At 32.3% G+C, this 18,359-nt stretch carries 21 protein-coding genes; all 21 read right to left on the reverse strand.

The window, feature by feature from the left end:
* Window positions 1–63: 63 nt before the first annotated feature.
* The 21 genes from Q0856_RS12435 to Q0856_RS12535 all read right to left on the reverse strand — a co-directional run bounded on the left by Q0856_RS12435 (window position 64) and on the right by Q0856_RS12535 (window position 18,357).
* Window positions 64–1,299 (reverse strand): peptidoglycan DD-metalloendopeptidase family protein, encoded by a 1,236-nt coding sequence (locus Q0856_RS12435; RefSeq protein ID WP_298474941.1) that lies wholly within the window; start codon window positions 1,297–1,299, stop codon window positions 64–66.
* Window positions 1,289–2,074: a DUF4292 domain-containing protein gene (locus Q0856_RS12440; protein ID WP_298505444.1), complete on the reverse strand. Its 786-nt coding sequence runs from the start codon at window positions 2,072–2,074 to the stop codon at window positions 1,289–1,291. The genes Q0856_RS12435 and Q0856_RS12440 overlap by 11 nt, the downstream gene beginning before the upstream one ends.
* A gap of 15 nt (window positions 2,075–2,089) precedes the next feature.
* Window positions 2,090–3,043, reverse strand: a complete 954-nt coding sequence (locus Q0856_RS12445) for a hypothetical protein (protein ID WP_298505445.1) — start codon at window positions 3,041–3,043, stop codon at window positions 2,090–2,092.
* A gap of 189 nt (window positions 3,044–3,232) precedes the next feature.
* Window positions 3,233–4,249: a sugar phosphate nucleotidyltransferase gene (locus Q0856_RS12450; RefSeq protein WP_298505448.1), complete on the reverse strand. Its 1,017-nt coding sequence runs from the start codon at window positions 4,247–4,249 to the stop codon at window positions 3,233–3,235.
* A 141-nt stretch (window positions 4,250–4,390) separates the two neighbouring features.
* Window positions 4,391–4,825: a dUTP diphosphatase gene (gene dut, locus Q0856_RS12455; protein ID WP_298505451.1), complete on the reverse strand. Its 435-nt coding sequence runs from the start codon at window positions 4,823–4,825 to the stop codon at window positions 4,391–4,393.
* Window positions 4,806–6,281, reverse strand: coding sequence for an oligosaccharide flippase family protein (locus Q0856_RS12460; RefSeq protein WP_298505453.1), 1,476 nt, complete (start codon window positions 6,279–6,281; stop codon window positions 4,806–4,808). Before Q0856_RS12460 ends, dut begins: the two co-directional genes overlap by 20 nt.
* Before the next feature lie 107 nt (window positions 6,282–6,388).
* Window positions 6,389–7,249: an ATP synthase F1 subunit gamma gene (gene atpG / locus Q0856_RS12465; protein ID WP_298505456.1), complete on the reverse strand. Its 861-nt coding sequence runs from the start codon at window positions 7,247–7,249 to the stop codon at window positions 6,389–6,391.
* Window positions 7,250–7,322: 73 nt separating this feature from the next.
* Complete coding sequence (gene atpA, locus Q0856_RS12470; protein ID WP_298474956.1) at window positions 7,323–8,903, reverse strand: F0F1 ATP synthase subunit alpha; 1,581 nt, start codon at window positions 8,901–8,903, stop codon at window positions 7,323–7,325.
* A 46-nt stretch (window positions 8,904–8,949) separates the two neighbouring features.
* Complete coding sequence (gene atpH, locus Q0856_RS12475; protein WP_298505458.1) at window positions 8,950–9,489, reverse strand: ATP synthase F1 subunit delta; 540 nt, start codon at window positions 9,487–9,489, stop codon at window positions 8,950–8,952.
* Window positions 9,490–9,494: 5 nt separating this feature from the next.
* Window positions 9,495–9,995 carry a F0F1 ATP synthase subunit B gene (locus Q0856_RS12480; RefSeq protein WP_298505461.1) on the reverse strand — a complete coding sequence of 167 codons (501 nt, stop codon included), beginning with the start codon at window positions 9,993–9,995 and terminating at the stop codon, window positions 9,495–9,497.
* Between the two features lie 81 nt (window positions 9,996–10,076).
* On the reverse strand, window positions 10,077–10,268 hold the full coding sequence (atpE, locus tag Q0856_RS12485) for an ATP synthase F0 subunit C (RefSeq protein WP_031446173.1): 192 nt from the start codon (window positions 10,266–10,268) through the stop codon (window positions 10,077–10,079).
* Window positions 10,269–10,300: 32 nt separating this feature from the next.
* A complete protein-coding gene (gene atpB, locus Q0856_RS12490) occupies window positions 10,301–11,377 on the reverse strand; it encodes a F0F1 ATP synthase subunit A (protein WP_298474968.1) in 1,077 nt (358 codons plus the stop codon).
* A 119-nt stretch (window positions 11,378–11,496) separates the two neighbouring features.
* On the reverse strand, window positions 11,497–11,886 hold the full coding sequence (locus Q0856_RS12495; protein WP_298505464.1) for a hypothetical protein: 390 nt from the start codon (window positions 11,884–11,886) through the stop codon (window positions 11,497–11,499).
* Entirely contained in the window at window positions 11,886–12,116 is a 231-nt protein-coding gene (locus Q0856_RS12500) for an AtpZ/AtpI family protein (protein WP_298474973.1), read from the reverse strand. Before Q0856_RS12500 ends, Q0856_RS12495 begins: the two co-directional genes overlap by 1 nt.
* The gene (locus Q0856_RS12505; protein WP_298474976.1) at window positions 12,094–12,516 is read right to left on the reverse strand and encodes a polymer-forming cytoskeletal protein; all 423 of its coding nucleotides are present in this window, start codon (window positions 12,514–12,516) and stop codon (window positions 12,094–12,096) included. Before Q0856_RS12505 ends, Q0856_RS12500 begins: the two co-directional genes overlap by 23 nt.
* A gap of 3 nt (window positions 12,517–12,519) precedes the next feature.
* Window positions 12,520–15,069, reverse strand: a complete 2,550-nt coding sequence (locus tag Q0856_RS12510) for a hypothetical protein (protein WP_298505467.1) — start codon at window positions 15,067–15,069, stop codon at window positions 12,520–12,522.
* Between the two features lie 173 nt (window positions 15,070–15,242).
* Window positions 15,243–15,647 (reverse strand): DUF2059 domain-containing protein, encoded by a 405-nt coding sequence (locus tag Q0856_RS12515; RefSeq protein WP_298505469.1) that lies wholly within the window; start codon window positions 15,645–15,647, stop codon window positions 15,243–15,245.
* Between the two features lie 256 nt (window positions 15,648–15,903).
* Complete coding sequence (locus tag Q0856_RS12520; RefSeq protein ID WP_298505471.1) at window positions 15,904–16,410, reverse strand: hypothetical protein; 507 nt, start codon at window positions 16,408–16,410, stop codon at window positions 15,904–15,906.
* A gap of 2 nt (window positions 16,411–16,412) precedes the next feature.
* Window positions 16,413–17,072 (reverse strand): hypothetical protein, encoded by a 660-nt coding sequence (locus Q0856_RS12525; protein WP_298505473.1) that lies wholly within the window; start codon window positions 17,070–17,072, stop codon window positions 16,413–16,415.
* Window positions 17,069–17,713 (reverse strand): hypothetical protein, encoded by a 645-nt coding sequence (locus tag Q0856_RS12530; RefSeq protein WP_298505476.1) that lies wholly within the window; start codon window positions 17,711–17,713, stop codon window positions 17,069–17,071. Before Q0856_RS12530 ends, Q0856_RS12525 begins: the two co-directional genes overlap by 4 nt.
* On the reverse strand, window positions 17,710–18,357 hold the full coding sequence (locus Q0856_RS12535; protein WP_298505481.1) for a hypothetical protein: 648 nt from the start codon (window positions 18,355–18,357) through the stop codon (window positions 17,710–17,712). The genes Q0856_RS12530 and Q0856_RS12535 overlap by 4 nt, the downstream gene beginning before the upstream one ends.
* Window positions 18,358–18,359: the final 2 nt, after the last annotated feature.

Raw genomic sequence — 18,359 nt, forward strand, 5'->3', positions numbered from 1 at the left:
TTATACTTTACTTAGGAAGTAGGTAGTCGTAAAAAGAAAATAAAAATTACCAAATAAAGAGACTTATAATTGATACACCCAATCCTCAGGGTTAAGCCTAACCGTATCTTGGTACAAGTAGAATTTTAAGCGGGTTTGCCCGTTAGACCGATTGGTATAAATGGTGCCTAATTCTGTTTTCACAGATACTTTATCTCCTTTTTTAACATATAAATCAGACAAATTATAATAGGTGCTTATAAAATTTCCATGTTTTATTTGCACTCCTTTATTACCTCCAGGAACGGCAAGTATGGCAATTACCTCCCCTTCGAATATTGCTCTCGCTTTAGCACCTTCATCGGTTGCTATGATAACACCATTACTCTGGTGTTTTATACCTGGGTATACCGCATCTTTGTAAATTCCGAATCCTTGACTTTTAATTCCCTTTTCTACGGGCCATATTAGCTTTCCTTTATTAGAAGAAAAACTATTGGCAACCGCACTAGCTTCTGGTGTTAAAAGAAATTTCGCAGAATTACTTTTAGTTTTCTTTCCTATCTTTTTATTGGATGCTACAATGGCCTTTCTAATTAAAGTTTCTATTTGCTTATCTATTTTACGGGCTTCCTTTTTCTTCTTGTTTATTACACTTGTATATTTACTCTCGTTTTTACGAATACTATTCAATAATTCTTTCTGTGTTTTTATTTCTCCAAAAAGTTTATTTTTTGCCTTTCTATTTTGCGCTAGAAGAACTTCTTTTACTTTACGCTCGGCATTTAAATCTTTATTAAGTCGGTCTAGTTCTTCTGCTTTTATGGCAATTTCTTCTCCTTGTTCTTTACGGTATTCTGTATACTGCTGTATATATTGCAGTCTTTTAAAGGCTTGGTAAAAATTATCGGAAGATAACAGAAACATAAGTCTACTTTGCTGAGACTTATTTTGATACGATTTCCGAATCATCGTTGCATACTCATCTTTTACTGTCTTTAACTCTTTATTTAGTTTAGAAATACTACGAATATTTGCATTTATCTGACGGTTTAATAAATTGGATTGTTGGTTGGTAACCCTAATAAGTTGTTGGCGTACGTTTATCTTCTTATCCAGGGCTTCCATTTGATCTAGAACATCACCTTTTTCCTTTTTTTCAGCAAAAAGCAATCTATTTATTTCGCGAATCTCTTTTTGCAGTTTCTCTCTTTTTGCTTCTAATGATTTTTGCTCTTTGGTTTGCGCATGTGTATTGGTAACCGAAACAACGGTTATAAGCACAACTAGAATAAAATTTAAAAACGATTTACTTCCCATTACCTTTTAATACAATCTCATCAAAACCTTTCGGAATTTTATATGGAAAATTCAATGCCCTATTAAACTCTATATTCCTATATTCCAAATCTATAGTATTGGTAACCTTTTTATCTATAGCTGTAATAACGATAGTATTAGGCAACACTTTGTTTTCTATTTTCTGATAGTTTTTATAATCAATCTCCAAAACTCTTTTCTTTAAAGGCTGCGAGAGTTGCTGTGATGCCATTTTAAAATTAGTAGGTTCTATCTGAAAAAATGTTTTAAATAAATCTCCTGCTTTTTTAGGTTTTAATTGATACTTTTTATCCGTAACGGTTGCGTTATACTTTTCTTTTCGTAAATCGAAAATTGCTTGCCCTAGCAATAAATCTTGTACTTTATCAAAGTCTAAATCGGTTCCTAATAAGTTACTCAGATAAGAGAAATTACCATCAAAATACTCGTTTTGGAGTTTATTATAGAAAGAAACTCTTTTTGGGGTTATAAGTACTTTAACCATCCCAAGTGGAGCGCTCATCCATATTGCATTGTCTTTCTCCATTCGTAAACTAACCGATACACCTTGAGAAGATTCTCCGTCGGAATAATTAATCTTTACTTTACCACTTAACGTTTTAAAATCGAGTTGATTTTGATAGTGCGATTTAATAATAGCCTTTGCAGATAAATTTTCGTTTACACTACCGTCGGAAACCACTTTGGTGGTTTTACAGGAAAAAACAGATAGAATAATTATAGGAAGTACTAAATATAGTAAGGCTTGCTTCATGGTATGCATAATACTTTAAAATCCGGGTTTTATCTTACGAAGATACATATTTGCTCTAGAAGTCTGATTTAATCCGGTATAGCCATTGGCTAATTCTTTATATATTTTATTAGCCAAACTTATATCATCCACCAAATAATCCAAAGAGACCTCCAATATGGCAATGGCCTCTCTATACCTCTTTGTTTGGTTTAAGGCATATGCTTGGGTATAGTAAAAATATGGCTGTAATGGGTATTGTTCTACGGCTTCTGTTGCTACTTGCTTAATTATACTATAAGCTTTAATAGAAATTAATCCTTTTAACCTTGCCTTATAGGCCTGCACGCCATTATCTGTTTTTGTTCGCGTAGTAGATACAGTGTTAGTCACTGTATAAGAAACAGATGTTTTTTCTTCTTCTTGCTTTTTTACAGCTTCTTCTATTTTGGTATATAAATCTTGTTGTTTTTTAGATTTTTTTATTCCTTCTAAAGCTGCTAAAGCTCCTTTATAATTTTTTTGTGAATAGTATATTTTACCAAGGTTCTCTCTTAATATAATATTCTCATAGGGCATACTTTGCGTTAAGCTACCAACAGTACCACCTTGAGACTGCATTGCAGTAACCAAAGTATACAAGTACCATAAATTTTCTGGTTCTTTATTTAAAGCTTCTAGAGCGTAGTTTTGCGCATTTATATACTCTTTATTCAAGAGATATACTTTTGCCAATTCATGGCTTACTACAGTACTCTCAGCGTCTATTTCTTTACATTTTAGAAAGTACTTTATCGCTTTATCATAATTTTCAATACCCTTTTGCTTTAAACCTTCGAAAAATTGTTCTTGAAAATTATCGGAATACTCTTCTAAAAATACAGCGGCGCTTTCTTCAACATTTATTTTATCTTCTTGTGCTAACACAGAAAAAAGCACTAAGAAACATCCTAAATGCAATACAATTTTTAAACGATTTATAATTTTCATTGGAATGTTCGTTAGCCAAGAGAAGTTTTATAATCCTTGCGAACTACTAAATTAGTATAAAACTTGAATATTTCTAAAAACAAGTCTTTTCTATAACAAGGAATTAACAGCCGTTAAAAAAATTCCCTGAAATAGTAAATGCCTCGCAAGTTAATTCACGAGGCATTTAATTCTAGTTTAAAGAGAAAACTATTCCAAGACAGAATAATCTCCTATACTAATACTTTCGAAATTACCATTGAATTTAGCATGGTTACCAATCATAGCATTATCTAAATTGGCATTGGTAATAATACTATTTGTTTGAATTAAACTATTTTTAATTGTAGAATTCTCTACTACAGAATTGTTTCCTATAGAGACAAAAGGGCCTACTGTAGTATCTTTTAAAACTACATTCTCCCCAATATAACACGGAGCAATAATATTTGCATTTTCTAATTGTACAGAATTAGAGATAAGTTCTTCTCCATCTGCCTCTAAAAAACCTAACATTCTTTGGTTGGTTTCAATGGTTATTTTTTTATTACCACAATCCATCCACTCATCTACCGTACCGGTTTTAAAAACTCTACCGTCTGCCATCATGCGTTTAATACCATCATTTATTTGGTATTCGCCACCATTCATTATGTTTTCATCCAAAATTTCTTGAAGCTTGCCTTTTAAAACAGCTACATCTTTAAAATAGTAAATACCAATTACCGCTTGGTCACTAACGAAAGTTTCTGGTTTTTCCACTAGCTCTACTATTTCCTCTTTATCGTTAAGTTTAACAACACCATATGCTTCTGGGTTCTCTACTTTCTTTGTCCATATAACGCTATCGGCATCTGGGTCCAAATCAAATTCTGCTCTAATTAAAGTGTCGGCATAAGCAATTACAGCAGGTCCAGATAAAGATGGTTCTGCGCACATAATTGCATGCCCTGTTCCCAAAGGTTTATCTTGCCTGTAGATAGATGCTTTTGCCCCTAAACTTTCTGCTAATTCTTTTAAACTAGCAATTACATCGTCTCCAAACCAAGCTGGGTCTCCTAAAACAAATGCAATTTCTTCAATTGGTTGTTTTAAAACTTTGGCTATATCACTCACTAATCTATGTACAATTGGTTTTCCTGCAACCGGAATTAATGGTTTAGGAACCGTTAAAGAATGTGGTCTTAGTCGCGAGCCTCTGCCCGCCATTGGAACTATTATTTTCATACTATTTGCCTGTAAAAACAGGTATTTGTTAATGGTTACACTTAATTCCTGCATAAGCAGGAACATCTTTACGCCTAGTACAACGTAGAAATATTTATATTATTAGGATTTTATTTTAAGAGACTCTTACTTAAGCAAGAATTATTTTACACCCGTACTACCAAATCCGCCTTCTCCTCTTGCGGTTTCTGATAATTCATCTACGGATATCCATTCCGCACGTTCGTGCTTTGCAATCACTAGTTGCGCAATACGCTCCCCATTTTCAATTACAAAAGATTCGTTAGACAAATTAACTAGTATTACCCCTATTTCACCTCTATAATCGGCATCTACAGTTCCGGGTGCATTAAGAACGGTAACTCCTTTTTTAGCAGCCAAACCACTTCTTGGTCTTACTTGTGCCTCAAAACCAATAGGAAGCTCTATAAACAAACCAGTTTTAACAATAGTTCTTTCCATTGGCTCCAGAGTAATAGCTTCTTGAATATTGGCTCTTAAGTCCATTCCTGCAGATGCCCTTGTTTCGTAATGTGGTAAATCGTGAGACGATTTATTAATTATCTTTATTTCCATTTTTTAAAAATACCTTTCTAAGGTTATCGTTTTCTAATTTATATAGTAATCCCAAAAATATAGCAAGTAATATATTACCAACAATTAAATTTCTATCGAATCCGTAAAAGGCAATCCCAGAGAAACTTATAGATAATAAAAGGTAAAACCCTATTTTTCTAAAATTGTAAGGAATAGGGTAGTGTTTTCTTCCAAAATAAAAAGACAAAAACATCATGCTTCCGTAAGCAACTAATGTGGCTATTGCAGATGCCATATACTCAAAATATTTTATGAATACCACATTAATAATAATGGTTAAAATGGCGCCTATAATAGATATATATGCTCCAAATTTTGTGCGATCTGTTACTTTATACCAAACAGATAAGTTGTGGTATATTCCTAAAAAGAAACTAGCAAGTACTATAATTGGTACAATTGGCATTGCTTCCCAATAAGCGGGATCTCGTACAATAATTATTTTTAAAATATCTGCATAAACAACCACTCCTAATAAAATTATGCTTCCTAAAACAACAAAATAATTGGTAATTTGGGCATATGCCTTTTGCGGATTCTCGGAATTAGAATGGTTAAAGAAAAATGGCTCTATTCCCATACGAAATGCTGTTGCAAAAAGAGTCATAAACAATGCTATTTTATAGCATGCAGAATACATCCCCACTTTTGCTTCAGAGACATCTTCTGGAAGTAATTTTTCTAATAAGATACGATCAAATACTTCATTTATACTAAATGCCATTCCTGCTACCATTACAGGCATTGCGTATTGCATCATCTTTTTCCATAATGCCTTGTCAAAAAACCAATTAGTTTTTCGGTACAATTCACTCATCAATAAAAGAGTAACACCACTTGCAGTTACGTTAGCAATAAAAATATAAGAGATTTGAAAATTTGGTTTATACAATGAAGATAAAATGCCGTCTGAATTACCTTCTACGAAACTTGGGAGCATTACTAAGAAAAAAATACTTAACCCTAAATTAATACCTACGTTTAGTATTTTTACAACGGCATAACGCATAGGTTTTTCGTTAGCCCGTAACCATGCAAAAGGGACAACTACCAAAGCATCTAGCGCTAAAATTAACAACACATAACCTAAATACTTTTTATCCACTTCTAAAAGCTCTGATAAGGATTCAAAAAATACAAAACCAATACATATAAATGCTCCGGTAGTAACCAAAATAGAAATCAAAGAAGTAGAAACTACCTTATTCTTTTCTTTTGACTTACTATAAAATCTAAAAAAAGCGGTTTCCATTCCATACGCCAAGACTACATTAAATATGGCAAACCAAGCAAATATTACACTTAATTTACCAAATAAACCCGGAGCCATTACCGAGGTATATAAAGGAACCAAAATAAAGGATAGCATTCTAGGCAATACCGTTGCAAGACCATATACAAAAGTCTGCTTAAAAAGTTTTTTTAACGGATTCAATAGTCTAGAAATTAGAGTTTAAAAATAGGTATTTAAACTTAGGCAACAAAAAAGCTCTACTTAAAAGTAGAGCTTTCTATTTTATAAAATAATTATATGCTATAGTTCTAATTATTTAATGCTTCTGCACCACCAACAATTTCTAAAATTTCATTAGTAATTGCGGCTTGTCTAGCCTTGTTATAAGTTAACTTAAGTTGATCTCTAAGTTCGGTTGCATTATCTGTTGCCTTATGCATTGCCGTCATTCGAGCTCCATGTTCACTAGCAAAAGAATCGCGAATACCTTTATACAACTGTGTTTTTAATGACTTTGGTATTAACTGCTCTACGATTTCAATTTTTGAGGGCTCAAAAATATAATCGGAGTTGTTACTTTCTGCTCCTTCTACTGGAATAATAGGCAAAAATTGCTCTGTCATAACAATTTGCGTTGCCGCATTTTTAAACTTGTTATAAACAATTTCAATTTTATCGTAAGTACCTTCCCTAAAAAGAAGCATTAATTCTTCCGCAATTAAGGCTACATTCTCAAAAGTCAAATTATCAAAGACCTCACTATGATTGCTAATTACATTATGTTTTTTTGAAAGAATATCATTCGCTTTTTTTCCTATTGCAACAAAATCTAATTGCTTTCCTGCATACGTATTCTCTTCCAAAGAAGCACATTGCTTAAGAACATTGGTATTAAAAGCACCACACAAACCTCTATTCGATGTAATGGCTACAACCAACACCTTATTTACAGGTCTATTATCTGCATACGTACTTCCTGAGTCTGCATCTAAACTTGCGCTTAAACTCTGTAAAAGCTCTGTAAGTTTATCCGCATAAGGTCGCATAGCTGTAATTGCATCTTGCGCTTTCTTAAGCTTTGCAGCAGATACCATTTTCATGGCACTAGTAATCTGCATAGTAGAGGATACCGATGCTATTCTATTACGTATTTCTTTTAAGTTTGCCATTTTTTTAGTCTTTAGTAGTTAGTGATGAGTAATAAGCTCTCTCTACTTACTCATTACTAACTACTTCCAATTTTTAAGCTTTATATTTTGCTGACATTTCTTTACAAACTGTACTCAAAGTATCTGTAACCTCGTCTGTAAGTTTCCCAGCCTTTAATGTATCTAAAACACCTCTATGCTTAGCATTTAAAAATTCGATAAAATCTCTTTCGAATTCTTTTACTTTTTCAACAGGAACGTCTTTTAATAAATTCTTAGAGCCAGCATAAATAATAGCAACCTGATCTTCTACTGTAAATGGATCATTTTGCGCTTGCTTTAAAATCTCTACATTACGACGACCTTTTTCAATTACGTTTAAGGTAGCTGCATCTAAATCCGAACCGAATTTCGCGAATGCCTCTAATTCACGGAATTGCGCCTGGTCTAATTTTAATGTACCAGATACTTTTTTCATAGATTTAATCTGTGCATTACCACCAACACGAGATACAGAAATACCCACGTTAATTGCCGGACGAACCCCTTGGTTAAACAAATCTTGCTCTAAGAAAATCTGACCATCTGTAATAGATATTACATTCGTAGGAATGTAAGCCGAAACATCTCCCGCCTGTGTCTCAATTATTGGAAGGGCCGTTAATGAACCACCACCTTTTACAATCGGTTTTAAAGAATCTGGAAGGTCGTTCATGTTTTTGGCAATACCATCATCTGCTATAACTTTTGCAGAACGCTCTAATAATCTAGAGTGAAGATAAAATACATCTCCAGGGTAAGCTTCACGTCCTGGTGGACGTCTTAATAAAAGAGAAACCTCACGATAGGCAACCGCTTGCTTAGATAAATCATCATAAATAATTAATGCAGGACGACCAGTATCACGGAAGTACTCTCCAATAGCAGCACCGGCAAATGGAGCATAAACCTGCATAGGTGCAGGATCAGATGCATTCGCAGCAACTATAGTAGTATATGCTAAAGCTCCTTTATCTTCTAAAGTCTGCGCAATTGCAGCTACAGTAGAAGCTTTTTGACCAATAGCAACATATATACAATATACAGGCTCACCTGCATCGTAAAATTCTTTTTGATTTAAGATGGTATCAATACAAACCGTAGTCTTACCAGTCTGACGGTCACCAATAACCAACTCACGCTGTCCTCTACCTACAGGTATCATAGCATCAATTGCCTTAATACCAGTTTGTAATGGCTCGGTAACTGGCTCACGGAAAATTACACCAGGTGCTTTACGCTCCAATGGCATTTCATACGTTTCACCAGAAATAGGTCCTTTACCATCGATAGGAAGACCTAGAGTATTTACCACACGACCTGCAATTCCTTCACCAACATTGATAGAAGCAATAGTTTGCGTACGCTTAACTACAGAACCTTCTTTAACGTCTCTTGATGGGCTTAAAAGTACCACACCAACGTTATCTTCTTCTAAGTTAAGAACGATTCCTTTTAAACCACCCTCGAATTCAACTAGTTCTCCGTATTGTACATTAGATAAGCCGTATACACGTGCGATACCATCACCCACTTGCAATACTGTTCCTACTTCGTCCAATGAAGCCGTAGCGTCAAATCCTGATAATTGTTTCTTTAAAATTGCTGATACTTCAGCGGCTTTTACTCCTGCCATTTGTTTTAGATATAAGGTTCTGGATTCCTAAAAATCCGAAAATATATTATAGACTACTTGTAAATTCTCTTTGTAAATTACTTAATTTATTTGCGATACTAGCATCATACTGTAAATCGCCTACACGTAAAACAAAACCACCAATGATACTTTCATCGATAGTATTTTCTACGGTAACCTCTTTTCCTGTTAACTTAGTTACTTGCTCTAATACTTTCTTTTTTAAGTCTGCTGTTAAAGGAACAGCTGTAGTAACATGCGCTACATCTTTCCCTTTTAACTGCTCGTTAAGTATTATGTATTTTAAAGCAACTTCGTTTAATATAGAGATTCTCTTATTTGCGATTAAATTAGAAATAGCTCCTTCTGTAATAGTATTACTTCCACTAAAAACTGCCAACAAAGCACTTTTCTTAGTTTCGCCACTAACCACAGGATTTTCTAATAGATCTCTCAATTCTACACTATCAGAAACAGTACTAATTATAGAACGCATATCTTTTTCAACAGCGTCTACAGCTTTGTTTTCAACTGCTAAATCTAATATTGCTTTGGCGTAACGTACGGCTGCTCTTGAATTGCTCATTTCTATTAGTTCAATTTAATATCACCCAATAAATTCTCAACCAATTTTAATTGCTTGTCTTTATCTGATAATTGCTCTTTGATAACTTTCTCAGCAATTTCCACAGAAAGATTACCTACTTGGTTTTTAATATCTGCTAACGCTGCTTTTTTCTCACTTTCGATAGCAGCTTGCGCTTGTTTAATAATCTTATCTCCTTCTGCTTGCGCTTGCTCCTTAGAATCCGAAATCATTTTTTCTTTGATTTCTCTTGCTTCTTTAAGCATAGCCTCTCTCTCTGCACGCGCTTCTTTTAACAACTTATCGTTATCTGCTTGCAAATTTTGCATTTCTCTCTTAGCATTTTCAGCAGCCTCTAAAGCATTTTTTATACCATCCTCACGGTCTTCTACCGCATTAAGAATTGGTTTCCAAGCAAATTTTCTTAATAAAAGAAGTAAGCCAACGAATAATAATAGTTGCCAAAAAAACAACCCAAATGAAAACTGTTCTATTAATTTATCCATGTTTGTAAACGTAAAAAAATTAAGTTTAAATGTTTAATTAACAACAGTTACAACCAACCGTTGTAACTGTTGTTAGATGTTTTATGATGCGAATAACGCAGCAAAACCAATACCTTCAATAAGAGCCGCAGCAATTAACATTGCTGTTTGAATCTTACCAGAAGCTTCTGGCTGACGAGCGATAGCATCCATCGCAGATCCACCAATTTTACCAATACCTAAACCAGCACCGATAACGATTAAACCAGCTCCTACAATAGTTGGGATTTCCATAATATATATATTTAATTATTAAACATTCAATTTTAGTGGTCGTGATGCTCTTCTACAGCTGAACCAAAATACAATGCCGATAACATTGTAAAGATATATGCTTGTAAAGCGGCTACTAATAATTCTAGAAGTGAAAGTGCAAATGCCAAACCAAACGACAATGGACTACCTATCCAGTTCTTAAAAATAAACATCATTCCCAAAATACTCATTAATACTACGTGACCTGCAGTAATGTTCGCATACAAACGAATCATTAAAGAGAAAGGTTTAATTATAGTCCCTAATAATTCAATAGGAGCTAAAACTAATTTCATAAAAACAGGTACATCTGGCATCCAAAAAATATGTTTCCAATAGTTCTTGTTTGCAGTAAACGTAGTTATTAAATAGGTAAGCAAAGCCAATGCTAATGTTACCGCTATATTATTTGTTACGTTAACTCCTAGTGGAGTTAAACCTAATAAGTTTATTATCCAAATAAAGAAAAATACAGTTAACAAATAACTCATATACCTCTTATAATGCTTCTTACCAATATTTGGAATTGCAATATCATCTCTTATATATAAAACAACTGGCTCTAATAAACGACCCATACCTTTTGGCAGGGCACTGTTTTTATAGGACTTAGCCATTTTCGTAAACATAAAAAACATAAGAATTGCAACCAACAAAATGAAAACCACATTTTTAGTAATAGAAAAATCTAAAGGTTTTTCATTTGTTGCATGATGATGCTCATCATAAGAAATAGTTCCTTCTGCATCGGTCTTTACAATTTTACCATGGTTTAATGCATAATAATTACCATCTACCTCTGCTACAGAAGCTCCATGATGAAATTTTGAAGAAGAAAAAACCTTTAAGCCATTATCCCATAAAATTACAGGAAGAGGAAAACCAACATGCTCATTCTTTTCCTCATCTACAGTATACAGAGTAAAATCATGAGAATCTAAAAGGTGGTGCCCAATAAATTCCTTTATTTCAGCCTTAAGACTCCCTTTGGACTCCTCTACAGGATGATTATTCTCTTTAGCGAAAATATTACCTCCTAATAAAAGTGCTGCCACTAAAAATATCTTGAAATAAAATGGTTTTTGCATATCTCTTTTGAATATCGGTCTCGAAAAATCCGTGCAAATGTACGCTTTTAAATCAAAAAGCAAAAAGCATTTATAGGTTTGTTTATCTTTTTATAAAAGAAATATAAAATGCAAACCTTCTACAAGTTATTTAACATTCTTGCAGTAAAAAGAGTTTCAAAAGAAAGAGAAAGAAAATAAGGAATGAAAAATGCCGCGAATTCTACTGTTTCTACAGCTCCATCATTTTTATAGACTGGATTAAAAACAATAAAAAATATTAAAAACTTAAGCATGCTACCCCCAAGAAATAAAAAGCCCAAATAATTTTTCCATTTATTTCTAAAAACATATAAAACTACAAATATTACTAAAGCAAGTATTGCATTTATAACATATGCAGAGATAATCATATTGCCAAATAAAGGTTTCGCTAATTGTTTTAATACTAAAACATGAATACAAAAAACAAGTATTAGTGTACTACTAAGGGCTATTAAAAAACTATAAAGTATTTTGTATTTGCGCATTAATATTTAATTCGCTTTAGTTGTTTTAGCACTAAGTAAAGAGCTATTGCTACTCCTGCAATAGTAGAAAATGCAGTGAATATTTTTTTGTCTGTTTGGTAATACTCATCTAACCAAACACCTCCTTTGGCGGCTAAAAAAATAATAGCACCCATTTCTATTGCTATGCCAGAAAGGATGCCAAAATTTTTTAAATTTTTATTCTTCTTAGGATGCTTTTGCTGCTCCATTATTAGTGTTACTCATTGGTTGCTTGTTAAAGCTTCCGCCTTTACCTTTCATAGAACAAGATGCATTAAAGGTCGCTCCAGGCTCTACAGCTAATTTAGATACAGAAACAGTACCTTCTATTACGGCAGATGATTTTAAAGAAAGTAAATCGGATACTAAAAGCTCTCCGTTAAAGTTTCCTTCTATATCTGCATTTACACATTCTACTTTTCCATGGATATAACCATCTTTACCAATAACAACTTTACCAGATGTGGTAACATTACCATCTAATTTACCATCGATTCTAAAATCTGCTTCAGATACTATATCTCCTTTAATTTTTGTGTTTTTTTCAATTCTGTTAGGCTGTCCTCCTACTTCATTCATAGTTCTAGGTTTTTGTTTGTCTGAAAACATTAGTTAAGGTTTTGGGGTTATAAGAGATTTTTTATACTCTTCTAAATTTTTATGTACTTGCGTTATTTTATAGTTTGATGATAAAATTACAAAATTCTCATTAGCAACTTTATAATCCTTATTGTTTTTTAATAGCTCTGCATAGCCTAAAGCAAAATCTTTAGATTTAAATCCATGAACTACCACAAATTGGTCTTCTAAGTTATAAATATCTTTAGAAACTATATTCCTATATTTTAAATCTTTTATAGATTTTTCTAAAAGCTCCTTTAAAACTAAAGCCGCATCGTTATTATTTCTTTTAAAAGGGAACACTACTTTCCAGTTTCCTGTTCCCGTAGATTCGGTTTCCGAAGAAAATACTTTCTCTTTTAGTTTTGGCAATTGCTCTGCGACCATTTGCTCTGCCTTTTTGCCTTCCGGGTTATTAGGATAAGTAAGCGCCACATAATTTAATGCTTCTTTAAAATCTTCGAACCCTTGTAATCTTCCTATAGCGTTTGCTTTTAACATTTCGAACTTAGGAACAATAGGGTCGCCTGTATATCTACTAATATTTGCTTCTGCTTCTGTAATTACTTGTAAGAACTCTTGATTTTTATACTTTTTATACAATGTATTATAACGAGCATCTGGACTATCTAAATTACCAGATATTACTGCTTCTGGATTTAATAGTATTTCTGCATAACGAGAATCTCCATGATTATCAATAATATTTTGCTTCATAGACTCTGCTAAAGGACTACCTTCTTCTTCATAAATTTTATACAAGTTGTATTTAGATGGTAACACTAATCTTTCTTCCGGATTAGATTTTAATACCCCTTCTAGCTTTTCAACCGCCAAAAGATTTTCTTTAAACTTTTCTTTATAGATTAATCCTAATTGATAATTTGCAAAATTTCTTCCTGCTTTAAGACTGTCTATAATGGTAACATCTGTTGGAATTTGTCCCATGTAAAAATCCACAGAAAATTTATCTTCTTCTGTAATATTTTCTTTGCTTTCTAATGAGTTTTCTGCTAAAGCATTAGTAATAGCTGCTGTTGTACTTTTATTACTCCAACGCCAATTATCTTCTAAAGTTCTTGTTCCCCATTTATTCTTAAAATCGTTTTTACCATATCCTAAACTGGTTATATTATAGAAATAAAAATTTCCTTTATTTTCTTTACCACCTTTACTCTCACCAAAAGCTGCAAAACCGTCTGTGATTTTTTCTTTTGCTTTTTTCTGAGCTTCTTCCTTTGCTTTCTTTAATTCGTCAACATGGTTTTCATAATACGCTATTTGCTTATCCTTAGGCATATCATAAATGGTAATAACACTATCTGCATAGTGCACAACATCTTCATACTTTATAACATCTTCTAGATTATCGAGCTTCTTTTTTGTTGCTCTATATTTTTTAGTATTTTCTCCTAAATTAGTAAGAACACTATCGTAATAAGCTCCAGAATTTTTATACAGATTTTGGTCAAAATTATATTCTGCCAAATTCTCATAGTTCAATGCATTTAGCTTAGGCTTATTCTCTGTTTTTCGAAGCGACTTGTTAAAATAAACAATTGCTAAACTATCAGATTCTGTTTCTAAATGATACTCCGCAATCTGACGGTAGATTTTATCCAAAAATGGTCTATTCTCCCTGTTCTCTTCTAAATCGGTTAAATACTCTAATAATTCTTCTTTATTCTCACTTGTTAATTCTGTATTATGAATTTTTTGCAAGTGCGCATTAATCATATATACTCTTGGCGATTTTCTATTTAAATCTATAATTTTATCAAAAGCATAGTTCGCGCTGTCTTTATGGCCTATTTGATTATATAATTGACCAATAATATAGTAATATCTTCCTCTTTCAGGGTTTTTCTTGGTGTAGTAAGATGCTGTTTTTAGGTGTTGAATCGCTGTATCTGGAGCATTCAAATTTATATACGCCTGTGCCATCATTGCACGAGCATCTGCATATTCTTGATCCTTTAACTTATCATACTTCATTAAGTTTTTTAAGTTCTTAATGGCTAAATCTTCATTCTCTAATCTAATATTTACTTTTTCTCTCCAAATACGAGCTTCTGCAAGTTTATCACTGGCTGGATACTTTTTAAGTATATAATTAAAAGCTTCTAAAGCAGGAATATAACGCTCATCAAAATACCTAGCTTTTCCTAAAAGTAAAAAAGCTTCATCTGTTTGTGGGTTTCTTTCCACATCTTTAATATCCATGCTATGCTTTTGTATAGCTTTGGTTGCTTTTTCTTCTGCAATTATAAAGTTGGGATTATTGTCTTCAGAATCTAACTTAATTTCACCACTTACCTCTAAACGCTCTATAGGTAAAACTTCCCAATAGTCGTCTTGGTAACTAGCATTTAAGGTTTCTCTACCTTCATCAAAAGCAATATTGCCATTATATAGCGTATTGTATTTGGTATTTAAGGCGTGCCAATTTCTATTCAGAAAGGCATCCTTTTTAGTGGAACAGGAGTTAAATCCTATTCCCGCGATGATCGCTGTAAGTATAAATTTATGTTGAAGCTTCAAAATTATCTGTATTCGTACCTAACTTAAACAGAAAAACAACCCGATTATTATACCATTGGTCGGTAAAATGTACTTTATTTCTTGAAGTTGAGTTACTTCTAAAAAATAAAGGGCTGTGTATAAAAATTTATACACAGCCCTTTATTTTACCTATAGCATATATTAACGCCCTTTTATTGCGTATATTTTTGAGCAATTCCTCCAACTTTCATTCCCCAAGTTTTCCCAATCATCATTGCCTTTTGACTTATAACTAATTGCTTAACACTTAGCTTTTTTCCTAAATCTGTATTATAAAAACTAATTAACGAATCTATTTCTTCTTCCGTAAATTCTTCTGCATACAATGCTGCTAATTTTTCATATATTTCTACCAAAGTACCTTCTGCTTCTTTTTTGTATGCCTCTTTTTTATCTGCACCAACTCCTCCTCCTATTTGTGCAATTGCATCTTCAAAAGCTTTACCAGCACCTGTGAGCTCAATAAGTTTTTCTGATTTATTCTGTAAAACTGACTTTTCTTGCGCCTGTACATACACTGTTAAAAATAAAATAATGGCGAACGCTACTTTTTTCATGGTTTGTGTTTTAAATTTATTTGTTAGTGTGAAATTAAGATGATTTGCTACAAAGTGTTTACTATATTATATTCTGGATAATTTTTGGCAAGTAATTCTTCTGCTTTTTGAGGAATAATATAAGTCATAAGGTAACAGAGTAAAACAAGGCAAACAAACGCTATCGCAAAAAAGAAGTCGACTAAACTGCTATGCATTGGAATACTATCTCTAAAAAAGGAAAGATTTAATGTAATCGGAAAAAAATTTAGAATATTTACAACACTCGTATATTCATAAATTTGATCTTTAAGCATCCATTTTTTGCCATATTTTTTTGTTCCAGCCCGTTGTCTTTTCTGACTCTAATAGACATTACAAATACAAAAATTATTGGCAAAAAGAACAAACCTAAAATTATGTCATATTTCCAACTTGTATTTAAATTAGAAAACAATACATAACAGAGGGCTATTGCTCTTATAAAATACACAATCTTTGGTAGTTTAAAATAGTCTTTAAAAAACCCAAAAATTATTTTCCAGTATTTTAATGACATTGCTCTTTTTCTTTTAGCAATAACATATTCAAAACCATGGACGCCAAATTTTCTAAACTCATTATTTAAGGCTTGTTTAAAAGTTAGTTCCGGATTTATGGCAATTTGCTCTTCTATACCATTAGCTAAATGATCCACCAGCTCCGTTTGTAGATCGTAATGTTCTACAAAATGCTTGCTAGTAAAAGCATAAAGTTGTTGTATTTGTACTTGATTTAGTTGCATTACTAAGCCATTCTTTTTATAACTCTAATGTGTTTTTGGTAAATTTTATAAAACTGTAAACAAACCATAATTAAAAAAACAGGCCACAACAATTTTACATAACGAATTTCTATACCAAAGTAAGGCTTATTACTTATTAAAATTGGATTAAATAAAGTGCCACAAAGACTCCACCCCCAAGCCTGGGTTTTATAAAAATACTGATAAGTAGTTTTTAAACTTGTTTGTTTTATTTTATACAAGAGAAGAAGCGAGACCAAAAAAGGAATCACAAACAAAATTTTAATAATAATATCCAATGTATTACCAAGAACATTTAAAGGCAATAGTTTAAGAATGAAAAATAATATTCCTGAAATTAACACAGTACTAAGAAGAGCGAAAAGATAAATTTTCCGCATCATCTGCGCACACTTTTTAATCATCATTTTAGGACCAGAAAGTGCCCATCCCAACCAAAAAGAAGAATAACTTTCAAGCTCGGGATTCCATCTTTCTCTTTGCCGATTAAAAGCATCTACATACGAAACACCATTTTCCATAGCTGCTTCTATACTTTCTGCCATATGATCCAGCACCTCAACCCTAAGGTCCACTTGTTTTAGTTCATGATAATCTAAATATCTTTCGATATCTTGTATTTGAGATTGGCTTAATTTCATGCTATAAAAATTGAATATTTATTTTTTACTTCTTTCTTCATTTTAAAGAAAGTGATTAGAAAAATTAAATATAAAGAGATAATAAAAATGACAGATATATCTATAATCAGTGGTACAGTTGTATAAAGTGTAGTCTTTAGTGAGTTATTGTCAATCAATATTATCACTAAAAAACCAAAAATATTTAAAGGCCAAACCAAAGATTCAATAACCGAAAATCTATTTTTTCCATCAAAAAATCTAATTACGTAATATGTGGAAATCGTAAACAATTCCAGCCCTAAAACAATTTGAAAGTCAGGAAATTCTATAGAAGAAATATCCTTCCAAATAAACCTCAAAAAAGAAATCACCAAAATTAATACAATAGCATATGGCTTTGTGAAATTACGTAGCAAAACGAATAGTGATTCTTCTTTTAAAACTCTTTTTTGACTCTCGTAAGATTGGATTAAACCTTTTTTATGAACAATCATATATTCCCTAAAAGCATTATAAAAGTTAATATTTTCCTCCGTCATTTTAGTTTCTATACCTACAGCAATATGATCTACCATTTCCATGCGAATATCCATAAATTGAATATCTGCTTTTATTAAATAAGAATCTATAAATACAATTTCCTCTTTTGATAAACTCATGAGAAAAACAGTTTCAAAAATTTATACTCTTTTAGTATTAGTTTTCTTCTATTAACAACTTCTATTAGAGCAGTAGCATTTAATAATATCCCAATAGTACAATAACCTGCAAGCCAATACGGTTCTGATTTCATATAATCACCTATAAGGGGAAGAAAATACATATACAAATGCGGAAAACTATAAATATTAAATAAGGTATCATATGACAACACCTTTTTCTTTATTCCATCTAATTGTCTTTGATAAAAAAACAACCCTATTTGACATATAGGAACACAATAAAAAATAGATATAATGACAGCGTTAAAAACTTTAGGGCTTAGCAAACTCACCAAGATATGTAACGAAACAGCCCAAAATATTAAAAAAAAACAAGTCATCGGCTTCTTTAAAAAACTAAAAAGCCTAGTCCAAAATGCCTTTTGATACCCCCAATGTATAGATTTCCTTTTTTCTTCTGCTACTTTTTTACACCAAGGAACCCGTTTTATTAAAAAACTTTCTAAATCTGGATAATTTTCCATGGCTTCATATTCAGAAACCAAATGATCTATAAGTTCGTAACGAACATCTAAAAACTTAATACCCTTGTCTTTTAAATACCTCTCTATATTTAGAATGTCTTCTTTCACTAAACGCATAG

The organism is uncultured Maribacter sp. (assembly GCF_947496775.1).
Lineage (GTDB): Bacteria > Bacteroidota > Bacteroidia > Flavobacteriales > Flavobacteriaceae > Maribacter_B.